The organism is Rhodanobacter sp. UC4443_H10 (assembly GCF_052978325.1).
Window position 1 is genome coordinate 1,821,286 of record NZ_CM129668.1, and the last position, 16,338, is coordinate 1,837,623.

Sequence of the window (16,338 nt, forward strand, 5' to 3'; positions counted from 1 at the left end):
GGTCGCAGGCGAGGGCAAAGATCTAAAGTCCTGCGGCGTGATCCGACAGGCGCCGCTTCAACGGCGCCAGCCGATCGAACAAGCGCACGCCGACGGCGCGCGCGGCGACCAGCGGCGGCGACTGCCAGGCGTAGATGCGCGCGAGCGCGTCGAAGCCGAGCGCATCCAGCGTGTCGGCGCTGCGCCGGCGCCGCGCATAGCGACGCAGCACGTGTTCAGCGCCGATGTCGCGGCCTGCCGCACGCGCCTGGACCAGGGTGTCGCGCAGCTCGGCCACGTCGCGCAGGCCCAGGTTGACGCCCTGCCCGGCCAGCGGATGCACCGCATGCGCGGCGTCGCCCAGCAGCACGAAGCGCTCGGCCTGGTAACGCTCGGCCAGTTGCAGCTTCAACGGAAACGCGGCGCGCGACGTGCTGCCGGTAATCCGGCCCAGGCGGAAATCGCTGGCGGCGCCGAGCTCGTCGCAGAAGCGCCGGTCGTCCAGCGCCAGCACGCGCTGCGCCTCGGCCTCGGGCAGCGACCACACGATCGAGCTGCGCCCGTCGGCCAGCGGCAACAGGGCGAGCGGGCCGCCCGGCAGGAAGCGCTGCCACGCCGTATCTTCATGCGCGCGCTCGGTGTCTACATGCGCCACCACCGCACGCTGCGCGTAATCGCGCCCGCGCGTGCCGATGCCGGCGAGCTGGCGCAGCGGCGAGCCGGCGCCGTCGGCGGCCACCAGCACGGCAGCAGGCAGCGTCGCGCCGTCGGCCAGTTGCAACTGGATGCGATCGTCGCGCGCCTCGAAAGCCGTCACTTCGGCCGGACACAGCCGGCGGACACCAGCTGTTTCCAGCGCCTGCCACAGCGTCCATTGCACCAGGCTGTTCTCGACGATGCAGCCGAGCAGGTCGCGACCTTCCGCAGCGGCATCGAAGTCGATCGACGCGCCGCTGGCGTCGTCCCACACGTGCATGCGCCGGTAGGCCGAGGCACGCGCCTGGCGGATGGACGTCCAGACGTCCATGTCATCCAGCAGCGCGATCGACGAGGGCGCCAGCCCGACCACGCGCAGGTCCACCTCGGCATCTGCGCACCACGGCCGCGGCGCCCGTGCTTCCAGCAGGGCGACGCTGAAGCCCGCGCGGGCCAGCGCGAGTGCAGCCGCCGCGCCGACCATGCCGCCGCCGACCACGGCCACGTCGAGTGCCGCGGCGCGGCGGCGCGGGGCGACCTCGCCGATGGCGGCGTTCATGGCACCCGCTCCAGCACGGCGCGCGGCGGCGTACCGCGAAAGCCCATGCCGCGCCGCGCCAGCGCCCGCTGCAGCGGCGGCAACCGGTCGCAGGCCAGCAAGGCCAGCGAGCGCAGCGGTGCCAGCAACGGTTGCCGCAGGCAGGCCAGTTGCACGAGGCCGTGGCTCATCGCCATGGTGCCTTCGCGATCCGGCGCGCGGCGTGCCGCATAGCGGGCGAGCATGTCCGCGTCGCCGGGATCGGCCTGCGCGGCCACCAGCTCGGCCAGGGTCAGCGCATCGCGCAAGCCCAGGTTGAAGCCTTGCGCGCCGATCGGATGCACGGTTTGCGCGGCATTGCCGATCAGCACCGCGCGCGATGCGATCAATTGCGCCGCCGCGACGCGGTGGATTGCGTAGGGATGGCGCCTGCCCGGTCGGCTCAGTCGCCCCAGGCGCCAGCCGAAGCGTTGCTGCGCCAGCTCGATGAAGGCGGCGTCATCCAGTGCGGCCACCGCAGCCGCTTCGTCCGCGGCCACCGTCAACACCAGCCCGCAGCGGCGTTCGGCCAGCGGCAGCAAGGCGATCGGACCGGCATCGGAAAAACGCTCGAAGGCACGGCTGGCGTGATCGCGCTCGGGGGTGACGGTGCAGACGAACAGGGTCTGCCGATAATCGTGGTGCTCGGCGTCGATGCCCAGTTGCGTGCGCACGAACGAGCCGGTGCCGTCGGCGCCGACCAGCAGCGGCGTGTCGATGTGGCGTGTGCCGTCGGCGGCGTTGACCTGCGCGCGCCAACCGCCAGCCAGCGGTTCGAGCGCGGACAGCGTGGCGGGGGCGAGCCGGGTCAGCCGGGTACAGGCGTCGAGCCGGCGCAGCAGGGCCGCGCCGAGTTCGCGCGCCGGCAGGGTCCAGCCCAGCGCGTCGACGCCTTGCTTGTCTGCGTCGATGCGCGCGCTGCCGAATTCACCGGCACGGCTGACCCGGATGTGCCGGATCGGCGTGGCGCGGGCGGCAGCGTGCTGCCATACGCCGATCGCGTCGAGCCCGTTGACGGTGGCCCTGGCCAGCGCGAGGTTGCGCTCGTCGTAGCTGGGCTGCGCATCGGCGCGCGGCGCGGCGGTCTCGACCAGGGTGGCGGCGACACCGGCCGCGTCCAGTGCGATCGCCAGGCTGGCACCGACCAGGCCGCCACCGACGATCAATACGCTGCCGCAAACAGGGGAGCCGGAGGGTTTCATGCCACGGATGATACGCGTCGACGCCGCACCGACGCATCGGGCCGGCCGCATTGGGCTAAACTTGCACGCCTGTATCCCGCAGCGCCGCACGGAGTTCCCATGGCAACCTCAACGACCCGACGCCTGGTCATCTTCCTGGGCCTGGCCCTGGTGATGGGCGTCACCCGCTTCCACCCCTCGCTGCTGCATCATGCGTTGTGGGACGCTTCGTGGGGCGTGTTTTTCCTCGCCGGCTTCTGGTTGCGCGGCCAGGGCCGCTGGGCCTTCCCGCTGCTGATGGCGGAAGCCGTGCTGGTGGATTACCTCGTGATCAGCGGCCAGGGCATCGACTTCTGGAGCCATTACTGCGTGTCCCCGGCCTACTGGTTCCTGCTGCCGTCCTACGGCGCGCTGTGGCTGGGTGGCAGCTGGCTGGCGAAACACCAGCAGGGCCTGAACCTGCGTACGCTGGGCCTCGCGGCCGGCACGCTGCTGGTGGCCGAGGGCGTCTGCTACCTGATCTCCAACGGCAGCTTCTACTGGCTCAGCGCCAGCGTTCCCGCGCCGCGCAGCCTCGGTGCGTGGTTCGGCAACCTTGGCGACTGGTACCTGCCGTTCCTCACCGGCACCGCCGTCTACGTGGGGCTGGGTGCGCTGCTGCATGCGCTGGCAACCCAGCTGACGCACGCCGCGCCGCGCAGCAGCCACGCCAGGCACTGACGTGGGCAACCGCCTCTCGCGGATCTACACGCGCACCGGCGACGATGGGTCGACTGGCCTCGGCGACGGCTCGCGCGTCGGCAAGGATTCGCCGCGGGTCAACGCCTACGGCACGGTCGACGAGCTCAACAGCACCATCGGCATGCTGCTGGCCGCCGATGGCGTCACCGACGAGGTGCGCGAGGTACTGACCCAAGTGCAGCATGACCTGTTCGACCTCGGCGGCGAGCTGTGCATCCCCGGCATGGCGATGGTCAACGACAGCGACATCGAACGGCTCGAGCACATCCTCGACCGGCTCAACGAGCCGCTGCCGCCGCTGAAGGAGTTCATCCTGCCCGGTGGCGGCATGGCCGCGGCCTGCGGCCACCTGGCGCGCACCGTGTGCCGCCGCGCCGAGCGCGAGGTGATCGCGCTGGCGCGGGTGGAGGATATCCGCACCCAGCCGCAGCGCTACCTCAACCGGCTGTCGGACCTGCTGTTCGTGATCTCGCGGGTGCTGGCGCGCGCCAGCGGCCACGGCGAAGTGCTGTGGCAACACGAGCGCCGCCCCAAGCCCAAGCCCTCCGCCTGAGCTGCCGCATGCTGCGGCTGTACACCCATTCCGCCTGCCTGCGGCACGATCCGGGGCCGGGCCACGTGGAACGGCCGGCGCGACTGCATGCGGTATTGCAGGCACTCGATCACGACCGCTACGCCGCGCTCGACCGTGTCGAGGCACCGCCGGCCACCCGCGAACAGCTGCTGCGCGTGCACGACGCGGGACACATCGGCGAAGTCCTGCTCGGCGCGCCGGCGGGCGAAATGCTGGCGCTGGACCAGGACACCGTGATGGGCCCCGGCTCGACCGAGGCGGCCCTGCACGCTGCGGGCGCCGTGGTGGCGGCGGTCGATGCGGTGCTCGGCGGCAGCGCGCAGCGCGCGTTCTGCGCGGTGCGCCCGCCCGGCCACCACGCCACGCGCGAGCGGGCGATGGGCTTCTGCCTGTTCGACAACGTCGCGGTGGGCGCCGCCCACGCGCTGGCCGCGCACGGGCTCAAGCGGGTCGCCATCGCCGATTTCGACGTGCACCACGGCAACGGCACGCAGGACATCTTCGAACGCGAGCCGCGCGTGCTGTTCGCCTCCAGCCACCAGTCGCCGCTGTACCCGGACAGCGGCCACGAGGACGAGCGCGGCTGCGGCAACATCGTCAACGGCGTGTTGTCGCCCGGCGCCGGCTCGCATGAATTCCGCGAACTGTGGGATGCCGTGCTGCTGCCGCGCCTGCACGCGTTCCGGCCGCAATTGCTGCTGATCTCGGCCGGCTTCGACGCCCACGCCAACGACCCCCTGGCCGACATCCGGCTGAGCGAGGAGGACTACGCCTGGCTCACCGAGCGGCTGGTCGCGCTGGCCCGCCGCCATGCCGAGGGGCGCATCGTCTCCACCCTCGAAGGCGGCTACGACCTCGCCGCCCTGGCCGCCAGCGCCGCCGCCCACGTGCAGGCCCTGATGGAGTGAATCGGCGCCCGCAGCCAAGCCCGCGCTGAACGCGCGGACGCATCGGAGGGGGCGTTTCTGCTAACTTGACCAGCCTTCGAGGTCGGCAGGTTCCATCGTGACATCAACGTTTCCTCCACGTCGCCTGCTGGCAGTCGCCGCCGCGCTGGCGCTCTTCGGCGGCCAGCTTCCCGCCGCCTCCGCCGCCCCGGCGGCACGCAAGGCGCCGGACCCGGCCGACCAGAGTTGCCCGCTGGGCTCGTTCCACTGCGCACCGCGCCCGCTCAACTACGCGATGTGCCGGCCCAACGCGCTGCTGGAGTTCTACGACCCGACGCTGAGCCGGGACAGCAGCCAGCGCGCAACCGCACCGGCGCACGTCACCGCGCAGCACGTGGACAGCTCCGACCAGTCGGTCTACCACCTCTCCGGCGACGTGCTGCTGCAGCGCGCCGACCAGCAGCTGCAGGCCGATACGCTCGACTACAACGACTCGACCACCGACTACGATGCGCGCGGCAACGTGCGTTACCAGGAGGCCGGGCAACTGCTCGCCGCCTCGCACCTGCGCGGCAACACCAATGCCAGCCGCGGTGTGGCCGACGACGTGCGCTACCAGATGCTGGAATCGCGCGGCAATGGCGTGGCGCGCCAGGGACACATGCTGGATGCCGAGCGCACCCGCTATTCCATGGCCACGTATTCCACCTGCGATGTCGGCCACCACGTGTGGGAGTTCCGCGCCAAGTCGATCAGCATCGACAAGGCCAGCGGCGTGGGCGTGGCGCGCGATGCCACCATGCGCATCGGCAAGGTGCCGTTCCTGTACCTGCCGTACTTCACTTTCCCCACCGACGACCGGCGCAAGAGCGGCTTCCTCTACCCCACGCTGGGCAACACCAGCCGCGCGGGTTTCCAGCTCAGCACGCCCTACTACCTCAACCTGGCGCCGAACTACGACGCCACGCTGGACCCGCGCTACTACAGCCGCCGCGGCCCGCTGCTGGCGGGCGAGTTCCGCTACCTGGTGCCCGGCAGCAGCGGGCAGCTCAACGTGGAGTACGTGCCCGAGGACCGCGGCAAGAGCGACGGCCTGGCCGACACCACCGGCAAGTCGCGCCACCTGGTGTCCTTCTCCGACCGCACCGCCCTGTGGGACGGCTGGCGCTTCACCGGGACGTACAACCACGTATCCGACGCCAGCTACCTGTACGACTACGGCAATGCGATGTCGCACAGCCCGGCGTACAGCCTTCGCTCCGGTGCGGCGATCAGCGGCGGCGGCAAGTGGTGGGACGCCTCCTTCGGCGCCACCACCTACCAGAACACCAACCCGTTCGCGACCGACTCCGCGCTGCCTTACCGGCAGCTGCCGTATGCACTGTTCAGCGCGGAAGTGCCGCTGTCGCGCTGGCTGCAGGCCGGCGTGGACACCAGCGCGGTGATGTTCCGCAAGCCCGGCTACGTCGAGGGACAGCGCGAGGACCTCTACCCCTACCTCGCGGCCGATTTCGGCAGTGCCGCGTGGTTCGTGCGGCCGCGCCTGGCCTGGCGCTACACCGCCTACCAGCTCAGCGACGGCTACCAGGACTACGGGCGATTCGGGCGGCTCAGCGGCACGGCAGTGTCGCCGTTCACCGAGCAGTCGCCGACCCGCTCGCTGCCGATCGTCAGCCTCGACTCGGGATTGATGTTCGACCGCAGCACCTCGCTGTTCGGCACGCACTACACGCAGACGCTGGAACCGCGCCTGTACTACCTCTACGTGCCGTACCGCGACCAGGACAACCTGCCGCTGTTCGACACCAACCTGATGTCGTTCGACTACTGGCAACTGTTCTCGACCAACCAGTTCTCCGGCGCCGACCGCCAGATGGACGCGAACAACGTCACCGCGGCGCTGACCACGCGCCTGCTGGACGACGATGGCGTCGAGCGGCTGTCGGCCAGCATCGGCCAGATCCGCTACCTCAGCCGGCAACGCGTGCTGGGCACCGACTGGACCGGCTCGGCCTACGTGGCCCAGCTCGACCTGCAATTGAACGACCGCTGGCGGGTGAACAGTTCCTGGCAGTGGAGCCCGAACAGCCGCGCCGTGGAGGCGGCCACGTTCGGTCTGCAGCGGCGCCTCGGCGATGCGGGCATCGTCAACCTCGCCTACCACTATCGGCGCGGCCGGCTGGAACAATACAGCGCCTCGGCGGTCTATCCACTGTCGGACAGGTGGCGGTTGTTCGGCGCCTGGGCGTTTGCCCCGGCGATCGACACCACCTACAAGCTCCCCAGCGGCACCGTCGACGCGATGCTTGGCGTGGAGTACGACAGCTGTTGCGTCACCCTGCGGCTGGTCGACCGCAATTACGTCAACCAGTCCTACTACGGCACCACGTCGCCACCTTCCGGAAGCAACCTCAATCGGCGCGACAACGCGATCATGTTCGAAATCGTATTCAAGGGGCTGGGCTCGACCGGCGGCCAGATCGAACCGCTGCTGCGCCGTGATATTCTCGGCTATCAATAATCCATCGCCTCGGCGATCCAGGCTTTTTTCTCGATGAAGCAATTCCTTGCATCCCTCCTGCTCGCCCTGGCGATCGCCGTGCCTGCCCATGCGCAGTTGCTGCAGTCGGCCGCACCGGCGAACCAGTCGCTCGATCGCATCGTCGCGGTGGTCAACGACGACGTCATCCTGCAGAGCGAGCTGGACGACGCGGTGCGCACGATCCAGCAGCAGTACGCCGGCCGCGGGCAACTGCCGCCGATGGACGTGGTGACGCGGCAGGTGCTGAACCGACTGATCCTGATGCGCCTGCAGGTGCAGCGCGCGCAGGAACAAGGCATCTCGGTGTCCAGCGCCGACGTCGACCGCGCGGTCCAGGGCGTGGCGCAGCAGAACCGGCTCACCCCCGAGCAGTTGCGCGCGGCGGTCGAGCAGCAGGGCGGCAGCTTCGCAGCATTCCGCAAGGAACTGAGCGACCAGATCACCGTGCAGCGGCTGCACCAGAACGTGGTGCAAAGCTCGGTCTCGGTGACCGACAGCGAGATCGACAACCTGCTCGACAGCCCCACCTACAAGGCCGGCGAAGTGCACCTGGCGCACATCCAGGTGAGCATCCCCGGTGGCGCGGACGCCGCGGCGATCCAGGCCAGCCAGGCCAAGGCCGAGCAGGCCGCCGCCGCCGTCCAGGGCGGCATGGATTTCGGCGCCGCCGCGATCCGCTACTCCGACGCTTCCGATGCACTGGAAGGCGGCGACCTCGGCTGGCGGCGCATGGACGAGATTCCGCCGGCGTTCGCCGACACGGTCGTCACGATGAAGCCTGGCCAGGTCAGCCAGATCCTGCGCGGCCCTACCGGCTTCCACATCCTCAAGCTGGTCGACCAGCGCAAGGGCGACCGCAAGATCGTCACCGAGTACCACGCGCGGCAGATCCTGATCAAGCCGAGCGAACTGCTGAGCTCCGCCCAGGCGCAGCAGAAGGCGCAGGACCTGTACCACCGCATCGTCGACAAGCACGAGGACTTCGCCGCGCTGGCCAAGGAGTTCTCCAAGGACGACACCACCGCCAACCTCGGCGGCGACATGGGCTGGTTCCAGCCCTCGGCATGGGGCACGACGATCGCCGCCAAGCTGGCCTCGCTGAAGGACGGCCAGGTATCCGAGCCGTTCCAGAGCGAGGCCGGCTGGCACCTGCTGGAGCGCCTGGGCACGCGCCAGAGCGACCAGACCGTGGAGATCGAACGCAACCAGGCGCGCCAGGCCATCGGCAACCGCAAGGCCGAGCAAGTCTACGACGACTACCTGCGCGACCTGCGTTCCAACGCCTACATCGAAATCCTCGTGCCGTCCCTGCGCGAACCCGAGCAGGCGCCCGCCGACGGCGCCGCACCCCAGGCCAGCTGAGCGCGATGGCGCTCACCCGGCTGGCCGTCACCGCGGGCGAGCCGGCCGGCGTCGGTGCGGAACTGCTGGTGCGGCTGGCCGGTACGTCGCTGGCGGCAAGCCTCGTCGCGATCACCGACCGCCACCTGCTCGAGCGCGCGGCGACACGCTGCGGCATGCACCTCGAATTGATCGACGACGACGGCGCACCGGCAGACTCCCGCGCCGCCGGCGCGCTGCGCGTGCGTCACGTGCCGCTGGCGACGAGGGAAGTGCCCGGCCACCCCGACCCGCGCAACGCGAGCCACGTGCTGGCCACCCTGGCCGAGGCCGCCGACGGCTGCATGGCCGGCCGTTATGCCGCGGTGATCACCGCGCCACTGCAGAAGTCCTCGATCAACGATGCCGGCGTCGCCTTCCGCGGACACACCGAATTCTTCGCCGAACGCGCGGGCGCCGAGGTGGTGATGATGCTGGCCAGCCCGCAGCTGCGCGTGGCGCTGGCCACCACCCACCTGCCGCTGTCGGCCGTACCGGCGGCGATCACGCCCGCATTGCTGACCCGCGTGCTGCGCATCGTGGACGCCGAACTGCGCGGCAAGTTCGGCATCGACCAGCCACGCATCGCCGTGCTCGGACTCAATCCGCATGCCGGCGAGGGCGGCCACCTGGGCCGGGAAGAAATCGATACGCTGATCCCCGTGCTGGACGTCTTGCGCGGCGAGGGCATGCAGCTGCTCGGCCCGCTGCCCGCCGACACCGCCTTCGTGCCGGCGCAACGCACGCATTACGACGCGGTGCTGGCGATGTACCACGACCAGGCCTTGCCGGTGCTGAAGAGCGAAGCGTTCGATTGCACCGTGAACGTCACCCTGGGCCTGCCCTTCATCCGCACCTCGGTGGACCACGGCACCGCGCTGGATCTGGCCGGCACCGGCCGCGCCGATCCGTCCAGCCTGATCGCCGCAGCCAACCTCGCCATGACGCTGGTGGCGCGAAGGCGAGGAGTGAGTGGAGAGGAGTGAGGAGCGAGAGAGCCGCTCGCGCACTCATCTCCCCGACCTTCCACACAGTCACTCCTCACTCCTCATTTCTCACTGCTCGCTCTGCCCCATGACCGCACGCCCCAAGAAAAGCTTCGGCCAGCACTTCCTGCACGACCGCCAATGCATCGAGCGCATCGTCGCGGCGATCGCACCGCGCGACGACGATTTCCTGGTCGAGATCGGCCCGGGCGAAGGCGCCCTGACGCTGCCCCTGCTGGGCGCGGCAGGCAAGCTCACGGCGATCGAGCTGGACACGGATCTGATCCCCGCCCTGCGTGCGCGCGCCGCCACGGTCGGTGCGCTGCACGTCGTGCACGCCGACGTGCTGAAGGTCGACTTCACCGCGATGGCGCACAGTCACGGCGTGCCGCGGTTGCGGCTGGCCGGCAACCTGCCCTACTACATCTCCAGCCCGATCCTGTTCCACTGCGTCGAGCACGCGGCGGCGATCGAGGACATGCATTTCATGCTGCAGAAGGAAGTCGTCGACCGGATGGCTGCCGCACCGGGCAGCAAGGTATACGGCCGGTTGTCGGTAATGCTGCAGCTGGCGTGCCGGGTGGAACCGCTGTTCGACGTGCCGCCGGAGTCGTTCCGGCCGCCGCCGAAGGTCGACTCTGCCGTAGTGCGACTGCAGCCGCTGCCGCCGGAAGAACGGCACGACGCCGACCCGGCGCAACTCTACGCCGTGGTGAAGGCGGCGTTCGCGCAACGGCGCAAGACGCTGTCCAACGCACTCAAGCAGGTGATGGACAGCGACGCGATCCGCCGCGCCGACGTGGACCCGCGCGCACGCGCCGAAACGCTGTCGCCGGCGGATTTCGTGCGTCTGGCCAAGGTCGTTCCGCCGGCGCAGTGAAGCCGTCGCGCACGCGCCGCCCCATTGGCGAGCGCAGGCCTTACAATCCGGGCATGACCGAACAATCCCCCTACACGATCGACGTGCAGGTGCAAACCCGTTTCGTTCCCGACCAGTCCAGGCCCGGGGACAACCGTTACGTTTTCGCCTACACCATCACCCTGCGCAACGCCGGCCAGCTGCCCGCGCGCCTGCTCGCACGGCGCTGGCAGATCACCGACGCGAACGGCAAGGTCGAGGAAGTGAGCGGCGACGGCGTGGTCGGCGAACAGCCGTGGATGCGCCCCGGCGAGGATTTCGAATACACCTCCGGCGCGGTGCTGGAGACGCCGGTGGGCATCATGGGCGGCAGCTACCAGATGCTCGCCGACGACGGCACCGAGTTCGAGGCGCCGATCCCGACCTTCACCCTGTCCATCCCGCGTACGCTGCACTGATGGCCCGGGACTGACATGGCTACGTACGCCATCGGCGACGTGCAGGGCTGCTATCCCGAATTGCAACGCCTGCTGGAGAAACTGCGCTTCGACCCCGCGCGTGACCAGCTGTGGTTCTGCGGCGACCTGGTCAACCGCGGCGGGCAGTCGCTGGAAACACTGCGACTGATCCACGACCTGCGCGACTCGTGCATTGTCACGCTGGGCAACCACGACCTCAGCCTGCTGGCGATCGCGCAGCGCAAGCCGGAGGCGCAGGCGCGGGTGAACCCCGAACTGCGCGAGGTGCTGTTTGCCGACGATGCGCCGGTGCTGTTCGAATGGCTGCGCTCGCAGAAGCTGATGCACCACGACGAACAGCTCGACTGGGCGATGGTGCATGCCGGCCTCGCACCGGTGTGGACGCTGCGCCAGGCGTTGCGTGCCGCCCAGGAGGTCGAGCGCGAGCTGTCCAGTCCGCGCCACTCGCGCCTGCTGCGCAACCTGTTCGGCAATCGTCCCGCGCAGTGGTCGAGCCGGCTGCAGGGCCAGGACCGTTACCGCGCCACCATCAACACCATGACGCGCATGCGCTACTGCGACGTCAACGGGCGCATCGACTTCGACGCCAAGGGCATCCCCGGCACGCAGAAGCCCGGCCTGTACCCGTGGTTTGCCGTGCCCGGCATGCGTCGACGCGATGTGCGTATCGTCTGCGGCCACTGGTCGGCGCTGGGCCGATTCGACGGACTGGGCGTGCACGCGATCGACACCGGCTGCGTCTGGGGCGGCAAGCTCACCGCACTGCAACTGGACGGCGAGGGGACGCACTACATCACCGTCAACGCCGAGCCGCATCGCAAGCGGCCGCCAGGCGGCGAGGACTGAAAGGCGAGGACTGAAAGGCGAGGAGTGAGTGGAGAGGAGTGAGGAGTGAGAGCGGGCCGGACAGCTTTCTCTCACTCCTCACTCCTCTCCACTCACTCCTGCTTTTGTCTCAGCTCAGCTGTCCGTGACAATGCTTGTACTTCTTGCCGGAGCCGCAGGGGCATGGCTCGTTGCGGCCGACCTTGGGGCCGGCATGCTGCACCGGTTGCGCGGCCAGGTGGGCACCGTCTTCCGGGGCCGCGCCGGCATTGCCGAACGCATCGGGCGGCGCGCCGCCGCCGGTGGCGAGCATCTGCTTCTGCAGGCGCTCGGCCATGCGCTGCTGCTCGGCCTCCATCGCGGCGACTTCCTCCTCGCTGCGGATGCGGATGCGCGCAAGCATCTGCACCACCTCGGACTTGATCCGCGCCAGCATGTCGGAGAACAGCTTGAACGCCTCGCGCTTGAACGCCTGCTTCGGGTCCTGCTGCGCGTAGCCCACCAGCGAGATGCCCTGGCGCAGGTAATCCATGCTGGAAAGATGGTCCTTCCAGGCGTTGTCGACCACGGTCAGCATCACGTGCTTTTCGAGCTGGCGCATGGTCTCGGCCCCGATCTGCGCCTCCTTGCCGTGGAACAGCTCGGCGACCGCCTCGTCCACGTGCTTGCGGATCATCTCGGCGTCGATCTCGCTCTGCTGCTCGACCCAGTGCTTGAGGTCGAGCGACAGGTTGAACTGGCTCTCCAGCTCGCGATCCAGGCCGGCGATATCCCACTGCTCGTCGATGGTCTGCGGCGGCACGTAGGCCTGCACCAGGGTCTGCACCACATCCTCGCGGATGTCGGCGACGGTGGCCGCGACCTCCTCGCCCTCCAGCAATTCGTCACGCTGGGTGTAGATCACCTTGCGCTGGTCGTTGGCGACGTCGTCGAACTCCAGCAGGTGCTTGCGGATGTCGAAGTTGTGCTGCTCGACCTTGCGCTGGGCCTTCTCGATCTGCCGGCTGATCATGCGATCTTCCAGCGCGTCGTCGTCCTTCATGCCGAAGCGCTTCATCCAGCGCACCAGGCCTTCGCCGCCGAAGATGCGCAGCAGGTTGTCCTCCAGCGACAGGTAGAAGCGCGAGGAGCCCGGGTCGCCCTGGCGGCCGGAGCGGCCGCGCAGCTGGTTGTCGATGCGCCGCGATTCGTGCCGCTCGGTGCCGATGATGTGCAGGCCGCCGGCGGCCAGCACCTGCTCGTGCCGCTTCTTCCACTCGGCCTTGACGCGCGCGCGGTCCACCTCGCTGGCGCCTTCGGGCAGTTCGGCCAGCGCGGCCTCGAGACTGCCGCCGAGCACGATGTCGGTACCGCGGCCGGCCATGTTGGTGGCGATGGTGACCTGGCCGGGCGCGCCGGCCTGCGCCACGATGTGCGCCTCGCGCTCGTGATGCTTGGCGTTGAGCACCTCGTGCGCCACGCCCGCCTTCTTCAGCAACCCGGACAGCAGCTCGGACACCTCGATCGAGGTGGTGCCGACCAGCACCGGCTGGCCGCGCTTGTGGCAGTCCTTGATGTCCTCGATCACCGAGTTGTACTTCGGTGTCTGCGACAGGAAGATCATGTCCGGGTTGTCCTTGCGGATCATCGGCTTGTGGGTGGGGATCACCACCACCTCCAGGCCGTAGATGCTCTGGAACTCGAACGCCTCGGTATCGGCCGTGCCGGTCATGCCGGCCAGCTTCTTGTACATGCGGAACAGGTTCTGGAACGTCACCGTGGCCAGCGTCTGGTTCTCGCGCTGGATCGGCACGCCCTCCTTCGCCTCGACCGCCTGGTGCAGGCCGTCGGACCAGCGCCGGCCGGCCAGGGTACGGCCGGTGAACTCGTCGACGATGATCACTTCGCCATCGCGCACGATGTAGTCGACGTCGCGCTGGTAGATGCCGTTGGCGCGCAGGGCGGCATTGAGATGATGAACCACCGCGAGATTCTTGGAGTCGTACAGGCCGCTGTCCTGGTCGATCACGCCGGCCTCGCGCAGCAGCTCGTCCGCGTGCTGCATGCCGGCCTCGGACAGATGCACCTGCTTCTGCTTCTCGTCGACCCAGTAGTCGCCCTCGCTGTCTTCCTCGGCCTGGCGGATCATCCGCGGCACGATCTTGTTGACGGCGATGTACAACTGCGGGGAATCCTCCGCCGGGCCGGAGATGATCAGGGGCGTGCGCGCCTCGTCGATCAGGATCGAGTCGACCTCGTCGACGATGGCGTAATGCAGGCCGCGCTGGTAGCGCTGCTCCTTGCTGAGCGCCATGTTGTCGCGCAGGTAGTCGAAGCCGAACTCGTTGTTGGTGCCGTAAGTGATGTCGGCCGCATACGCCGCGTGCTTGTCGGCGTGGTCCATGCCCGGGTACACCACGTCGACGGTCAGGTCGAGGAAGTTGTACAGCTTGCTCATCTGCGCCGAGTCGCGCCGCGCCAGGTAGTCGTTGACGGTGACCACGTGCACGCCTTTGCCCGCGATCGCGTTGAGGTATACCGGCAGCGTCGCCACCAGGGTCTTGCCTTCGCCAGTGCGCATCTCGGCGATCTTGCCCTGGTGCAGCACCATGCCACCGATCAACTGCACGTCGTACGGACGCATGCCCAGGGTGCGGCGCGAGGCCTCGCGGGCCACCGCGAAGGCTTCCGGCAGCAGCTTGTCCAGTGATTCGCCGGCGGCGTAACGCTGCTTGAACTCGGCAGTCTTGCCGCGCAACGCGGCATCGTCCAGTTTCTCCATCTCCGGTTCCAGCGCATTGATGCGATGGACCGTACGTGAAAGCTGACGCAGCACACGCTCGTTGCGGCTGCCAAACAGACTCGTCAGGGCACGATTGAACATCGATTTTCCGGTTGGGGGAACAAGACGCCCGCTGCACGCGCGAGCCAATCGGGCATGTTACTACATGCCCGGTACGGCTCACCCGCTCTGGCGGGATGGAGGTGCCCGCGCCGCGCGGGAACGCCGGCGAACCGTCAGGAACTGGCGGCTGCCGGGACCGGATTCAAGGGATCAGGGCATCCCTAGCGGTGGCTGCGCACGAACGCCAGCGGGTTGACCACGCGATCGTGGTACCAGACCTCGAAATGCACGTGCGAGCCGGTGGAGCGGCCGGTGGAGCCGGCCTGCGCGATCACGTCGCCGACCTGCACATGCTGGCCGGGATGCACGTCCAGCTTGCTGTTGTGGGCGTAGCGGGTCATGTAGCCGTTGCCGTGGTCGATCTCGACCACGTTGCCGTAGCCGCGACGCACGCCGGCGAAGGTCACCATGCCTTCGGCCACGGCATGCACCGGCGTGCCGAACGGCGTGGCGATGTCGATGCCGGTGTGCCGCGCCGACTGGCCGTCGAACGGGTCCGGACGCACGCCGAAATAGGATGAGATGTAGCCGTGCACGGGCATGCCGGTGGGCTTCAGGTTCGACTCGATGCGGGCATCGAGCAACAGGCTCTGCAGCGCCGACAACTGCGCCTGCTGGACGTTGAACTGGCCGGTGAGGCGGTCGATGCCGGCCTCCAGCGAGGGCGGCATGGCGTAACCGGTGCTGCTGGTGTCCTCGACACCGCCGACGGCGGGCGGCTGGTCGAAGTTGAACTCGCCGCTGTCGAGCTTGCCCACTTGCACCAGGCGCTCACCGAGCGCGTTCAGGCGGGTCGACTGCGCCTGCAGCTGGCCCAGCTTGAGCGCCAGGGCATCCAGGCTGCGCTGCGCATCCGCGCGCACGCCGCCGAGTTCGGCGTTCTGCCGGCGGATCTGCTGCTGCAGGTCGTGGATCTGGCTCAGCGCGCGGTCGCGCGGGCTGGCGATGGCGAGGGTCAGCGCGCCGCCCAGGGCCAGGCAGCCCAACACGCCCAGCGACAACATCGAGAACAGCTTCCAGCGCACCCGCCGGCTGGCCAGATCCAGGGTTTTAGGCAGCTTGCGGGCACGTGAGACGAGTATGATCTGCATGTCTTTCCAAAATCGAATGTCGGCACCATGCACCGCGCGGAACCCGCCACTTCCCGTCGCCGCGACAACGGACCGAAATCCCTTGCCGATTGCGGCTCCTTCGCGTCGCTGGCCCGAAAGGCCGACGCGCTGGAAGCGCTGGACCGCGCACTGCGCCAGACGTTGCCATCGCCGCTGCGCGAACAGGTCAGATTCGCCAATCTGCGCAACAACCGCCTCGTCTTCCTGGCGTCTTCACCGGCCTGGGCGTCACGCCTGCGCTTGATGCAGGCACAGATCCTTGCCTCCGCAAGCGCCGTCGGCGCCTGCGCCAGTTCAGTCACCGTGAAAGTGGCTCCCCAACCACCGGCCGTTACCGTGCCGGAGCAGTCAAAACCGCTTTCGCCAGCCGCGGCCGCCCACCTCAGGGCTGCCGCTGCCTCGTCCACAGACCCCGAATGGCGGGATCTGTTCCTTCAGCTGGCGTCCTTCGCCGAAACCGCTGATTCCCCCGAGAACCCCTCGTACTGAAAGGCGTTCCTGCGAGACGCGCCGCGTCTTGCCCCCGCGGGCTGACCCGCGCGAGCAGCGTTTATACCACGTGAAGAGTTAATGAAAAGTCCAGCCCTCGCGGGGCTGTGACCCAACCCGCGCGGCGAGTGTGTCGCGGTCAACAAA

The 16,338-nt window shown here is 68.9% G+C and carries 14 protein-coding genes; 10 read left to right on the forward strand and 4 right to left on the reverse strand.

Features of this window, described 5'->3' with window-relative positions:
• Nucleotides 1–22: 22 nt before the first annotated feature.
• The gene (locus tag ACVCMB_RS08585) at nucleotides 23–1,234 is read right to left on the reverse strand and encodes a UbiH/UbiF/VisC/COQ6 family ubiquinone biosynthesis hydroxylase (protein ID WP_447106663.1); all 1,212 of its coding nucleotides are present in this window, start codon (nucleotides 1,232–1,234) and stop codon (nucleotides 23–25) included.
• A complete protein-coding gene (ubiH, locus tag ACVCMB_RS08590) occupies nucleotides 1,231–2,454 on the reverse strand; it encodes a 2-octaprenyl-6-methoxyphenyl hydroxylase (RefSeq protein ID WP_447106664.1) in 1,224 nt (407 codons plus the stop codon). Before ubiH ends, ACVCMB_RS08585 begins: the two co-directional genes overlap by 4 nt.
• 99 nt (nucleotides 2,455–2,553) lie before the next feature.
• Between ubiH and ACVCMB_RS08595 the strand changes: the two genes are divergently transcribed.
• From ACVCMB_RS08595 to ACVCMB_RS08635, 9 genes are all read left to right on the forward strand, one after another.
• Nucleotides 2,554–3,153, forward strand: coding sequence for a hypothetical protein (locus ACVCMB_RS08595; protein ID WP_447106665.1), 600 nt, complete (start codon nucleotides 2,554–2,556; stop codon nucleotides 3,151–3,153).
• A 1-nt stretch (nucleotide 3,154) separates the two neighbouring features.
• Nucleotides 3,155–3,727, forward strand: a complete 573-nt coding sequence (locus ACVCMB_RS08600) for a cob(I)yrinic acid a,c-diamide adenosyltransferase (RefSeq protein ID WP_395120083.1) — start codon at nucleotides 3,155–3,157, stop codon at nucleotides 3,725–3,727.
• A gap of 8 nt (nucleotides 3,728–3,735) precedes the next feature.
• Nucleotides 3,736–4,656 carry a histone deacetylase family protein gene (locus tag ACVCMB_RS08605; protein ID WP_395120084.1) on the forward strand — a complete coding sequence of 307 codons (921 nt, stop codon included), beginning with the start codon at nucleotides 3,736–3,738 and terminating at the stop codon, nucleotides 4,654–4,656.
• Between the two features lie 97 nt (nucleotides 4,657–4,753).
• A complete protein-coding gene (locus tag ACVCMB_RS08610; protein WP_447106666.1) occupies nucleotides 4,754–7,156 on the forward strand; it encodes an LPS-assembly protein LptD in 2,403 nt (800 codons plus the stop codon).
• A gap of 33 nt (nucleotides 7,157–7,189) precedes the next feature.
• A complete protein-coding gene (locus ACVCMB_RS08615; protein ID WP_447106667.1) occupies nucleotides 7,190–8,539 on the forward strand; it encodes a peptidylprolyl isomerase in 1,350 nt (449 codons plus the stop codon).
• A gap of 5 nt (nucleotides 8,540–8,544) precedes the next feature.
• A complete protein-coding gene (pdxA, locus tag ACVCMB_RS08620; protein WP_395120087.1) occupies nucleotides 8,545–9,543 on the forward strand; it encodes a 4-hydroxythreonine-4-phosphate dehydrogenase PdxA in 999 nt (332 codons plus the stop codon).
• Nucleotides 9,544–9,631: 88 nt separating this feature from the next.
• Entirely contained in the window at nucleotides 9,632–10,423 is a 792-nt protein-coding gene (rsmA, locus tag ACVCMB_RS08625) for a 16S rRNA (adenine(1518)-N(6)/adenine(1519)-N(6))-dimethyltransferase RsmA (RefSeq protein WP_395120088.1), read from the forward strand.
• Nucleotides 10,424–10,476: 53 nt separating this feature from the next.
• Nucleotides 10,477–10,860: a Co2+/Mg2+ efflux protein ApaG gene (gene apaG, locus ACVCMB_RS08630; protein ID WP_395120089.1), complete on the forward strand. Its 384-nt coding sequence runs from the start codon at nucleotides 10,477–10,479 to the stop codon at nucleotides 10,858–10,860.
• Between the two features lie 15 nt (nucleotides 10,861–10,875).
• A complete protein-coding gene (locus ACVCMB_RS08635; protein ID WP_395120090.1) occupies nucleotides 10,876–11,727 on the forward strand; it encodes a symmetrical bis(5'-nucleosyl)-tetraphosphatase in 852 nt (283 codons plus the stop codon).
• 109 nt (nucleotides 11,728–11,836) lie between these two features.
• On the opposite strand, the gene secA is transcribed toward ACVCMB_RS08635, so the two are convergent.
• Both secA and ACVCMB_RS08645 read right to left on the reverse strand, forming a co-directional pair.
• Complete coding sequence (gene secA, locus ACVCMB_RS08640; RefSeq protein WP_395120091.1) at nucleotides 11,837–14,569, reverse strand: preprotein translocase subunit SecA; 2,733 nt, start codon at nucleotides 14,567–14,569, stop codon at nucleotides 11,837–11,839.
• A gap of 182 nt (nucleotides 14,570–14,751) precedes the next feature.
• Nucleotides 14,752–15,681, reverse strand: coding sequence for a peptidoglycan DD-metalloendopeptidase family protein (locus tag ACVCMB_RS08645; RefSeq protein WP_395120092.1), 930 nt, complete (start codon nucleotides 15,679–15,681; stop codon nucleotides 14,752–14,754).
• Between the two features lie 27 nt (nucleotides 15,682–15,708).
• Here ACVCMB_RS08645 and ACVCMB_RS08650 point away from each other — a divergent pair, with 27 nt between their 5' ends.
• Nucleotides 15,709–16,191, forward strand: a complete 483-nt coding sequence (locus ACVCMB_RS08650) for a DUF721 domain-containing protein (protein WP_395120093.1) — start codon at nucleotides 15,709–15,711, stop codon at nucleotides 16,189–16,191.
• Nucleotides 16,192–16,338: the final 147 nt, after the last annotated feature.